Source organism: Neobacillus niacini, assembly GCF_019749295.1.
Classification (GTDB): Bacteria; Bacillota; Bacilli; order Bacillales; family Cytobacillaceae; genus Neobacillus; species Neobacillus niacini_D.
Map to the genome: position 1 here is coordinate 30973 of NZ_JACWFG010000017.1, position 11040 is coordinate 42012.

Annotated in this window: 10 protein-coding genes; 2 read left to right on the plus strand and 8 right to left on the minus strand. The window is 37.6% G+C overall.

Going from position 1 to position 11040, the window contains the following annotated elements; all coding sequences use genetic code 11:
• Nucleotides 1-49: 49 nt before the first annotated feature.
• Complete coding sequence (gene treP / locus H0184_RS21240) at nucleotides 50-1474, minus strand: PTS system trehalose-specific EIIBC component (protein ID WP_221828190.1); 1425 nt, start codon at nucleotides 1472-1474, stop codon at nucleotides 50-52.
• Between the two features lie 478 nt (nucleotides 1475-1952).
• Between treP and H0184_RS21245 the strand changes: the two genes are divergently transcribed.
• Entirely contained in the window at nucleotides 1953-2363 is a 411-nt protein-coding gene (locus H0184_RS21245; RefSeq protein ID WP_221828192.1) for a VOC family protein, read from the plus strand.
• A 156-nt stretch (nucleotides 2364-2519) separates the two neighbouring features.
• Here H0184_RS21245 and H0184_RS21250 read toward each other — a convergent pair whose 3' ends face one another.
• The 7 genes from H0184_RS21250 to H0184_RS21280 form a co-directional block, all read right to left on the minus strand.
• Entirely contained in the window at nucleotides 2520-2909 is a 390-nt protein-coding gene (locus H0184_RS21250; RefSeq protein WP_221828195.1) for a thiol-disulfide oxidoreductase DCC family protein, read from the minus strand.
• A 79-nt stretch (nucleotides 2910-2988) separates the two neighbouring features.
• The gene (locus tag H0184_RS21255; RefSeq protein WP_221828197.1) at nucleotides 2989-4083 is read right to left on the minus strand and encodes a DUF4236 domain-containing protein; all 1095 of its coding nucleotides are present in this window, start codon (nucleotides 4081-4083) and stop codon (nucleotides 2989-2991) included.
• Between the two features lie 478 nt (nucleotides 4084-4561).
• Nucleotides 4562-5752: a M14 family metallopeptidase gene (locus H0184_RS21260; protein WP_221828199.1), complete on the minus strand. Its 1191-nt coding sequence runs from the start codon at nucleotides 5750-5752 to the stop codon at nucleotides 4562-4564.
• Nucleotides 5753-5929: 177 nt separating this feature from the next.
• A complete protein-coding gene (locus tag H0184_RS21265; RefSeq protein WP_221828201.1) occupies nucleotides 5930-6601 on the minus strand; it encodes a DUF2642 domain-containing protein in 672 nt (223 codons plus the stop codon).
• Between the two features lie 172 nt (nucleotides 6602-6773).
• Nucleotides 6774-8009: a hypothetical protein gene (locus H0184_RS21270; RefSeq protein WP_221828203.1), complete on the minus strand. Its 1236-nt coding sequence runs from the start codon at nucleotides 8007-8009 to the stop codon at nucleotides 6774-6776.
• A 63-nt stretch (nucleotides 8010-8072) separates the two neighbouring features.
• Nucleotides 8073-8618 carry a hypothetical protein gene (locus tag H0184_RS21275; RefSeq protein ID WP_221828206.1) on the minus strand — a complete coding sequence of 182 codons (546 nt, stop codon included), beginning with the start codon at nucleotides 8616-8618 and terminating at the stop codon, nucleotides 8073-8075.
• 155 nt (nucleotides 8619-8773) lie between these two features.
• The gene (locus tag H0184_RS21280; protein WP_313771808.1) at nucleotides 8774-9841 is read right to left on the minus strand and encodes a CotH kinase family protein; all 1068 of its coding nucleotides are present in this window, start codon (nucleotides 9839-9841) and stop codon (nucleotides 8774-8776) included.
• A gap of 368 nt (nucleotides 9842-10209) precedes the next feature.
• Here H0184_RS21280 and H0184_RS21285 point away from each other — a divergent pair.
• Nucleotides 10210-11040 (plus strand): hypothetical protein (locus tag H0184_RS21285; protein ID WP_221828210.1); only part of this gene is annotated, 831 nt, incomplete at its 3' end.

Sequence of the window (11040 nt, forward strand, 5' to 3'; positions counted from 1 at the left end):
TCTCTAATAATGAAAAGGAGGGAGATGATCTCCCTCCTAAATTGGAGTCTTATCTTTTAAAAGAAAATTTGTTCATACCTGTTTTTGCAAAGATGATTGTTAAGATGAACGGAACTACAATCGCTGTAAGCATAGCAATTGCGAACATCATCATGTGCTGCGGCTGGATGGAAAGGAATCCTGGAAGACCGCCGACACCGATTGAGTTAGCCATAACATCACTGCCTACAGAAATAACTGCTGCTGCAAGAGAGCCAATCATGGCTGCAAGGAATGGGAAGCCATATTTTAAGTTAATACCGAACATCGCTGGCTCTGTTACACCTAGGTAACAAGAGATTGCTGCAGGGATTGAAACTTGCTTTTCTTCTTCATTTTTACGATTAATGTAGATCATTGCAAGAACGGCAGAGCCTTGAGCAATATTTGATAAGGCAATCATTGGCCAAAGGTTCGTTCCGCCAAGCTCTGACATTAACTGTAAGTCAATCGCATTTGTCATATGATGTAAACCTGTGATAACAAGTGGTGCATAAGCAAAACCAAAGATAGCAGCAAATAACCAGCCAAATGCTGAAGTTAAGCTTGTATATACAACATCAGAAATCCAAGAACCAATTGTCCAACCGATAGGACCCAATACGGTATGTGCAATTAATACAGTTGGAAGTAACGCTAAGAATGGAACAACAATCATAGAGATTGAATTAGGAACAATTTTTCTAAGTCTTAACTCTAAGAAAGAGAGTAGGAATCCAGCTAAAATAGCAGGAATGACTTGAGCTTGGTAACCGATCATTTCAATTTGAGCAAAACCAAAATCCCAGGTAGGAATTTCTTCCGCCCCTGCAACGCCATAGGCATTTAGTAATTGCGGAGATACTAATGTAATACCGAGGACAATACCAAGAATTGGTGTTGCACCCATTTTTCTAGCGACAGCCCATGTAATACCGACAGGCAGGAAGTGGAATACTGCTTCACCAATTAACCAAAGGAAGGCGTGAACTCCAGCCCAGAATTGAGAAACTTCAACGATTGACTTCGTCCCATCTTCAAGCAATTTTATATCACCAATTACGTTTCGAAAACCAAGGATTAAACCACCGACAACGAGTGCAGGAATTAACGGTGTAAAAATATCTGCAAGATGGGCAATCATTCGTTGCAGCCAATTCATATTTTGCTTTGCAGCAACTTTTGCTTCATCTTTCGTTGCTTCACTAACACCAGCAACTTTAACAAAGTCATTATAGAAGGTAGAAACATCATTTCCGATGATTACCTGGAATTGTCCTGCTTGGGTAAATGTACCTTTTACAGGTTTAATAGCTTCAATTTTTGTTACGTCTGCTTTGCTAGGATCATTTAAAACAAAGCGCATTCTCGTTACGCAATGGGTAACGGCAGCAATGTTTTCCTTACCACCAACGTGTTCGAGCAGTTCTTTCGCTGACTCAGTGAACTTCGTCATTATTTATTCCCCCTGTAGGAATTGGAACTATCCAATTCTTTATCTAGTTATTATTTACTTGTATTTACAGATTAATGTGTACGTTTTCACTACTACGACCCAAAACATGTATATACAAGTTATTTGATTACGTTTACATTCTAACTTGTATATACAAGAGTGTCAACTGTTTATTTTTAAAGAAAATAATGGAAGAGAAAGTATGATTTACTAATAATAGGAGGTAATATTACAAGTTCATAACTTTTTAACTTTAACGCTTTAAACTATTGAAAGAATTTTCTAAAAATGCTATGATGTTCTTGTTTAAATTCTTCTGAGTTTAGACCTCCTAAAACTGGAGCTTAGCCTTGACCACTAAGCTCACCTTTTGCCTTTGACACTGTTCAAAGGTATTTTTTGTGTTATGTCTAAAAAAGTCACTTTAGGGAAAAATACTATATTGTGGATTATTTGAAATTTTAGGAGTGTGTTTATTATGAAGGGGCAATTAACACCATATTTATCATTTGACGGGAATGCGAAACAAGCTTTGGAGTTTTATAAGGATGTCTTAGGTGCGGAAATTACAGGAGTTCAAACATTCGGTGAAGCTGATTATCCTACTCCACCTGAAGCAGAGGACCGAATCATGCATGCGAAGTTAACAAAAGGTGACATTTCGCTTATGTTTTCAGATACTTTCCCAGGTCAGTCAGTAGTTGTAGGAAATAATATCTCGCTTACACTTGAACCAGAAAGTGAAGAGGAGATTCAACATTTATATGACGCTCTTTGTAAAGGCGGGAAGCCGCTAATGGAATTAGAGGATACTTTTTGGGGTGCGAAATATGGAAGGGTCCAGGATTCATTCGGTATTATATGGGAACTGAATTATCAAAAATCATAACTAATTAAAAAAGCACCCATCAGTGCTTTTTTGTTTGCACAAAAAAAGAAAGTGGTGGGGCCACTTTCTAAAGGAGGTATTGTATCATGGGTTAATATAATATATGTAAATCTTGTACAGGCATGTAGTGAACATGTCCATATTTGCAAATTTTTTTTAATCTAAAAACCGTGCTTTCGTTTCCAAGGCGGGCAGCATACAGCTCTCTTTTTTTCCAAACCATTTATAACGATTCTTTGCAACGATATCATAAAGGAAATCTCTAAAAGCAGAGGGGAGGACCTTAAAACATATCAAGTATTTCCAGTAACCATCAAGATACTTGGAGATGTGTAAAGCCGCATCTGATTTTATATATATTTTTTCATTTTCAATGACGATTATACTGTCTATTTTATTACTAACCCCGTGTTTTTTTAATAACCTCTGTCCCGTTTCACTTTGGATAGAGGCGAACTTAAAATGACCTTTTGAATCCCTTTTGATAATAAATTGGACTCCGCTATTACAAAGGTTACATATCCCGTCAAATAATATAATATTCATGCTCCACCTTTTCCTTATTACACTCTTTTTTCTATTATATTATTCTTACGGCATGTACGAATGCTATTTCTTGTAATTATTAGGATAGTACCAAATGCACTTCTTCAAATCCTTGTGTTTTCTTGAATTTCATTTGGTAATTAAAATTTGTTAAGGCATCCGAAGGATCTAGATTGGAAAGGTTTAATGTATTGAGCGTCATTCTATCGTATTTAACTGAGAGGATCGCTGCTCTTTCCTGATAACCCGTCGCTGTATTTAATTTGTCTTCGTACGCATGAACAAATACAAGGGAAACGGGGAGTAATGCAAACATGTCTCTCGCTATTCGCAATGCACAGCTGCTTACATAATCTTGGTATAGATCATAATAGGCTGTTTTAGAAAGATTCTTTTCAGATAGTTTTCCGGTCTTTGTTAGCGATAATGCCTTTTCGGGAACAACATTTTGAGCATTAACATCAAAGGAAACATGGATGACATTTGGATCATCGGTACCGAATTCGAAACCACTTCCAAACCCCACTAAATCATCAAGAGGATCAAATTCCTGGATTACCTCAAAGTAGGCATCTATATCTCGATTTAGTATTCTTCCAGCGATTGTGTGCATATAATTCCAATCGTTTAACAATTCCTGGTCCTGTAGTTTGGCTTTTTCAATTTCCTGATAAAGCTCCTGCATTTTTGTTTCATCTTTGTTTAATAAACGGTCAAAAAATCCCGGGCGGTAGGATTGTTGTTTCTGTCTTGCTGCGATTGTGTTCGGACCTTCTTGCCCTGGTTGGAAGGGAGGAGAGCGGCGGAAAACCTCCTGCCAATCAACAGGTTCATCACATTCATGGTGAATGGACCGTATTTGGTCAAGTTTGTTTTCATAAAGCTCTACCTGAAAACGTGCATACTCCAACTCTTCCATTTTTCTCTGTTCTCTTTGAATGCGTGCTAACTCATTTCTCCGTTGGTAGGCAGGGGTCTTATTGGACTTTGATTTAGATGAACTTGTATAATATAGTCCTGAACCAGGAATCCCAACTGTCGTCGTCCGCCTGCCGCTGCTGTTTACAGAGTATCTTAGACCATTGCCGCCAACACTAAGCCCAACACCTTTTTTTCCAACATTCACTCTTACACCAGGCGCTATTTTAAAGCTCTTACGAAAATTCAAACCCATGCTGATTCCCCCTACAAGCATTTTATCTACTAAAAGTATGTCACTTTAGGTCGATATAATACTGGCGCATATCCAGCTTACTGGCGCATAACCAAATTTACTCTCGGATAACCGAATTTACTCTCGGATAGCTCAATTTACTCTCGGATAACCGAATTTACTCTCGGATAGCTCAATTTACTCTCGGATAACCGAATTTACTCTCGGATAGCTCAATTTACTCTCGGATGCCTGAATTTACTCTCGGATGCATGAATTTACTCTCGGATGCATGAATTTACTCTCGGATGCATGAATTTACTCTCGGATGCATGAATTTATTCTCGGATGCATGAATTTACTCTCGGATGCCTCAATTTACTCTCGGATACCCGAATTTACTCTCGGATCACGCTTATCCACTATTTCATCCAAAGATATCCAATACATTTTTTATAAAAAAGAAACCTATTTCAATTAGAAATAGGCAAATTACAGTTTACATATACAAACCAGCAAGAACGATTCCAAGCGTCTCTTCATAAATCTCGTCAAATTGGGTGAGAGGGAGGGGATTGGTTCCTTGACCGAGCTCGACAGTAAATCCAGGCCGACGCCAATCTTGGATGAACCAGTCCTTATACCCTGCATAGCTTTCAATCGTCTTAACAGGCTGATATCCGCTAACTCTTGCAAACTCATTAACAAGAACTTCAGATTCTGGCGGCTCTAAGTTTTCAAACCCCCAATAGATAACCTCACCCTGAGTATGAAAGGCCAGCACTCGAGCAAAATCACGTCTTTTTGTTAAATCTGCCATTGCAACCGCTTCAGGTTCAGATAAAGGATGTTCACCTACATAATCTCGTGGTCCAGGCTGACCAGGATTCCTTGCTTTTTCTAATTCCCAGCGAGCGGGGAATTGGTCATTTAAATCGACACCTCTAATATTTGCCTTCCAGCCAGAAAAATCAGTACTGCCACGATTAAGTTCTAATACTCTATTTCTCCACGTTTCATTTTCAGGCGGGCCGTTCAAAACGAGACTTACACCATCTGGATTGACCATTGGTACAAGTGAGAGCAGCGTTTGTTGGTATAAAGGAGATGTAGATAATCCACGAATAAAGCTGCCATTCGTAAGAGATAAACAATAATCATTCAAAAATGTCATTAAGATAGGTGTAGTAATCCATTCGTTCGCATGGAAAGAGGCATTATAATGAACTCTCTTCCCGCCAGTTCCAATTAAAACTTCAGGGATCCGATTACCCAATACGGAGTTCCCCGTATTCGTCACACGCAGAAATGGATAAACACTTTGCAATCGTGCTATATCGCTCATCATACGACTAAAATCATAATGCTGCTTACCCTGCACTAGTCTCCAGGTAATCCGTAAAGGAACGCGAATATTCTGCCCAACTTGAAGAGAATTTGGATTTACATTTGGGTTGGCAAGCAGCAGTGCATCGAGTGAAAGATTACGACCTTGTGCAATACTCCAAAAAGAATCCCCACGTCTGATTTGATAATTTTGCGCAACAAAACCAGGAATCCGAACCCGCTGACCTGCGGCGAGCTGGCTTGGCTGAATATCACGATTAGAATCAATAATAAGCTGTAAATTAATTTTGTACAGTTGACTGAAATACCATAATGAATCACCTTGCCTAACAAAGATGTCCATGTAATCCTCCTGAAGGTGAAAAATTGTATTACTAAAAATGTATGCAGCAAAGTCGAGCTTTTATGTAAGTTTAATAAAATTGCATACTCGCGATAAATAAAAGAGTGCCCATTAGACACTCTGTGATAGTTTTATGGAGCACCAGGCTATATGTGTCGAACAGAGCTAACCTTACATTTACGCCATATGAACCGTTTTAATATGTTGAAGATTTATATATACGGGGTCACCTTTAGCACTTATCAATTCTACAAAATTATTTTTGATTCCCATTATCTTCCCCATAGAATTCTCATTTTCCCCAATATTAAACACAGTCAAAGTTCCATTTAATTTTTCAATTTGAACTTCAAAGGATCTTGCAAATGTGATATTAGATGGATTAACTGGTAAACTAGCGTTACTTAACCCGTATGGACGCTGGTTGTTTGTATAAGGAATTAACCATTTTAAGTGGTTTAGGGAGATAAACATTGTTTTATAAATAGGGGAGTAGAAAACAAAATAATTATTCATAATGCTGATAATGTAACCATGTAAAGCTTGTTTACTGGTAACGTATATTTCCGTGAAAATACCCTTTGCCGCTGTAAGGGTTTTTCGAAGTGAAATTTCTTCATTTGGGTTAAAGATAGGAGATTGGTCGTCTGATAGAGTAATGATTTCATCAATTTCCTCTTGTTTTGGAAACTTCCAATTTTGAACATGAACAGTAGGGATGTATAAATAATCATAACCATTGTAGATAACCCATAAATCACTGCCAATATCAATTAAGATTCCGTTGATAGCCTTATTTCCGGAGATTTCAAGTTTTATATAGGTACCAATATGGTCTTTTATCTTCATTTTATCACATCCTTTCTACTAAACTGATTTTACAATAAGAGAGGGCCTACAATAGTGTAAACTACTAAACTTGAATGCCCTTCTCTTTATTGTAAAATTTAATATGGTTTCTCGGCACAGGAAAAGTGTATATTAGATTAAGGGTAAGCATCTGCTGCCATTAGTGGGAGGGTTAAATGCGTCTTTGTGAATTATTGCGATTTGGCCATCCCGAGAAGATGGATCTACGGTCAAACTCACGCATTGCTGGTTCACCAGAAAATCGAGAAGCCCCAACTTCCTGCGCCTTAGGTTTTTTATCCACTTTTTGACTTTCAACATTGTTTCTTTTTGACTTTTCCACTTTAGCAATTGGATTTGTATCAATCGTTTCTTTGACTTTTTTTACTCTATTTACTAACTCCTGTGTAGAATTTGGAGCAGCTTCTTTTTTCAGTGTTGGAACCGTTTTGATTTTATCCTGTATAAGCTGTTTAACTTGTGCTTTTTTCTCCGCTGTGGAGCTGGAACCTGTTGGCTTTTGAATACTTTCTTTATCATGCTTAACGATATTCTGAACAACAACTTCAGCTTTTTGTTTTTTTACATTTTCTTGAGATGATTGTGGAATTTCTGTTTTAGTCCATTTACCTTCATTTTGACCGGTTTGTTTTACATTCACATTCTGCTGATTGTTTTCAACGAGAGTGGTTTGTTTTTTCTCTACTTTTGGAGATTTCATTTCATTGTTAATCTTTGAGCTTGGTAGTGAGGTTTTGATAGGTTCGGCCAATACCTTTTTCTCACTTTCACTTTGATTTACAACTACTTTTGGAGAAACTACAGCATCATTTTCAACATTATTTACTACCAGCTGCTGAACGTTCTTTTCTACTTTATCTGATTTCATGAAAACCTGAGTTTCCACATAATTATCGTCCTTTTCTTCACTCTTACTGTCGGACACAACTGCTTCACTTTCATTTTTTGTTTCTTCTTCCTTTTCTTCTTTCCTATATCCTTTTAAAATATTGGAAATGTGAGAAATTTTAATTAGAATCCGATCTTCGCCATTTATTAACGTTACAAAGTCCGTATCAACAATACTTAGAACACCGCTAAAGGATTGTTTATTTAAGCACAAAATAGATACCCATGAATTCTTTAATGAGCTTAATAAGTCCGCTAAACTCTGAGTTTTCACAAATTCCGCGGTAATTTCCTCACCTTTAAATTGCTTCGTATTTTTCGTAATTGCCTGAATTTTATCTATACTATAGTAATAGACGTATTTATTTTCGTCTTCAAGGATAATATGATCAGACTCTACGCCCATTAGTTTACCTTTTATAATTTCTTCACCAACATATAGATTTACATTGTAGCCCTTTAGTAAATCCACAGTTGATGAAAAATTATCAGATCCCATTCAATGTTCCTCCTTAGGGTAAATTTGTCGCTCCTCTATGGAGAAGCGACAAGGTTTTTATTTTCATTGTCTTACTTGTGAATTTTCTGCACGTACAACTCTTTGTCTTACCACTTGTTTTTCTGTTTGAGACATTGTATTCTCTTCTTTACCTTGATCTTTATTTTCTTCTTGTTTTTCACTTTCGACTTTTAATCCGTAACTAATATTTCGAATATGCCACATTGATACGCGGACAACTTCTTCTTTACTAATTAAGGATACAAAGTCTTTATTAATTTCACTAATAACACCTTCGAGTTTTTCAGGGCCTCCACGGTTAATTCTTACCCATTGGAATTTTAAGCTATCTAAGAGCCCTTGGAAACTTGAAGCACTTTTAAATTCAAAATTCTCAGGAACCTCGATTCCTAAATCCATTGTGTCCTTTGAATTTTCTGTTACGCTTTTGACATGGTGCGTATTGTAATAAATCACACCATCATCTTTAGTCAAAAGTACTAGATGGTCATCAAGAACCGCCATTAATCTTCCAATTCTTGATTCTGGTCCTCCTCTATCAACCTTGATCGTCTTCCCCACTAAAGACTTCCACATGTCGTTATTCACAATATTTATCCTCCTTTAAATAAATAAATAAACTTTTACACTGCATTTATATGTGTCATGGTGTGATGTTGTACTAAACGACGAGCCTTTTTTCTTACCTTTTTGTAAAAATAGGCAAAAAAAGATGTATATGGAATCCATATACAGGAAAAGGGTCATAGTGAGTCCAATTCATTATTTAAATACCCATTTCTGTTCTTAATAAAGTTTAGAATGATCTCTATTTCTTTATCAAAATATTTATCGTCCATTTTTAAATAGGGATCTGTCTTAATAAAAGGCTTTATTGTTTGAAATTGCTGCTCAATAATAGGTTTTAATGTATCAAGACAAAAGTGATTTTTTAGGACGGAGGACAGGATTTCCTTGTATTTTCTCTTATATGGGTGAATATGGAGAAGTCTTCCAGTTAAGGTATTGTATCCGCTAATTGGGATAAAATCGTAATCAAGTATCCTGCCGTGCAGATCTCTTCCCCAGGTTCCATCATAATCCCAAGGTGTTATTTCAAAGAGGTTTGTTGCGGTGTTTAAATATAGAGCATAGTTATGGATAAAACCATCAAAATTCTGAGTACAAACTACACCAGCCAGCCATTTTAGGTATTTATCAATATTTAGGACCTTACCAATTTCTTTTTCAAACTCGTTATTTGGAAAAGTATTTATCATTTCTATAAAGTCTTCTAATAAGGAAAGGTCTTTTTGCTCTCCATATTTTATCGTGTAACCCTCATCTAAACTGGATTTAAGTTCGTTTTCTGGAGAGAGTAATGAGAAGTTTGCGAAGTAATTAGTGGCATAAATGATTGGCCCCTCGGGAAGATTCCTTTTTTTCAAAAGATGCTGGTCAAAAGACTCCAATTCTAAATAAATTCCTTTGCAGAAACCATTTATATAAAGAAGGATGTGCTTAGAGTGTGGAGAAATGACTCCAATACGATCAAAAAAATCAAGAGACAGCTTGTTGCGGCTCAGTGAAATGTCTTCGTATTCTGCATTAAGATGTATTTCGTGTGCACCATCAACAAGATAAGGATTTTGAAAAATGATATTATAGGATTTTTTCTTCTTCTTTCTAATGACATTTCCCCGGTAGGTTAGACCAATTTTGTATTGATTTTCACCTATTTTTAAAACTGCGGGGACATGTTCATCCTGCCAAATATCATCTTCCAGCTTTTTGAGCCATTTGGGATTAATGAAGATTTCGTATTTTAACACGTAAATACTCCTATACATACATTTTTTCTAGATAGTATGCATCACCCTGGTTGAATGTGCAACTATTCACCCCTGGTTGAATGTGCAGTACAAACATCTACCTTTTTGATATAGGACAAATGTGAATGTGCAAATAATTTAGGAATGAATTTAAAAAAATAAATGTTTGTCTATATCAAGTACCACTTTATTACCATAAATTAGAAAGTGAAAAGAATATATTTATGGAAAGTGGTGGAAAACCCAGATGATTAGGGATATGAATCAGATGCTTTCAAAAGCGAAGGAAAACGGAGTCGTCTTATTCCTAGATAACAATCCAGATGATAAACAGGACAAAAAATGTTTCTGTGAGGATTCAGATTCAAGTGGCAGCAAAGGGTCAGAAGGGAGTCAAGGGTCTAAAGGGAGTAAGGGCTCAACAGGAAGTCATGGTACATGCGGAAGTAAGGGCAGCAAGGGCTCTGACGGAAGTAAAGGATCCAAGGGTTCACGCGGTTCGGGTGGAAGTAAAGGGTCTAAAGGTTCTCGTGGTTCCGGTGGATCTCGACGTAAAAAAGGTCCTAAAGGCCCGAAAGGTCGAAAAGGTCCTAAAGGTAGAAAAGGCAAGCACGGTTCGGGTGGAAGCAGAGGATCCAAGGGCTCACATGGTTCGGGCGGAAGTAAAGGATCTAAAGGTTCACATGGTTCGGGCGGAAGTAAAGGATCTAAAGGTTCACATGGTTCGGGCGGAAGCAAAGGATCTAAAGGTTCACACGGTTCGGGTGGAGGTAAAGGATCTAAAGTTTCACACGGTTCGGGTGGAGGTAAAGGATCTAACCGCGGTTACGGTTATGGCGGTAAAAATTCTGGCGGAAGTAAAGGCAGCAAAGGATCGAGTGGTTCCGGTGGATCCCGCGGCAATAAAGGGCCTAAAGGTCCAAAGGGTAGAAAAGGCGGACATGGTTCTGGTGGAAGCAAAGGTTCCAAGGGTTCACAAGGTTCGGGCGGAAGTAAAGGATCCAAGGGCTCACATGGTTCTGGTGGAAGTAAAGGATCCAAGGGTTCACATGGTTCTGGTGGAAGCAAAGGATCTAAAGGTTCACATGGTTCAAATGGAAGTAAAGGTTCTTCTGAAGGTTATGGTTATGGGGGTAAAAAAGGATCTAAGGGCGGGAAAGGATCCGGCGGCTCCAAAGGCTCCAAAGGCAGTAAAGGCT

Coding starts and splice junctions, on each gene's coding strand:
- H0184_RS21265 (WP_221828201.1), bottom strand. CDS start 6,601: ATGAAGATAAAAGACCATATTGGTACCTATATAAAACTTGAAATCTCC.
- treP (WP_221828190.1), bottom strand. CDS start 1,474: ATGACGAAGTTCACTGAGTCAGCGAAAGAACTGCTCGAACACGTTGGT.
- H0184_RS21255 (WP_221828197.1), bottom strand. CDS start 4,083: ATGGGTTTGAATTTTCGTAAGAGCTTTAAAATAGCGCCTGGTGTAAGA.
- H0184_RS21270 (WP_221828203.1), bottom strand. CDS start 8,009: ATGGGATCTGATAATTTTTCATCAACTGTGGATTTACTAAAGGGCTAC.
- H0184_RS21250 (WP_221828195.1), bottom strand. CDS start 2,909: ATGAATATTATATTATTTGACGGGATATGTAACCTTTGTAATAGCGGA.
- H0184_RS21245 (WP_221828192.1), top strand. CDS start 1,953: ATGAAGGGGCAATTAACACCATATTTATCATTTGACGGGAATGCGAAA.
- H0184_RS21260 (WP_221828199.1), bottom strand. CDS start 5,752: ATGGACATCTTTGTTAGGCAAGGTGATTCATTATGGTATTTCAGTCAA.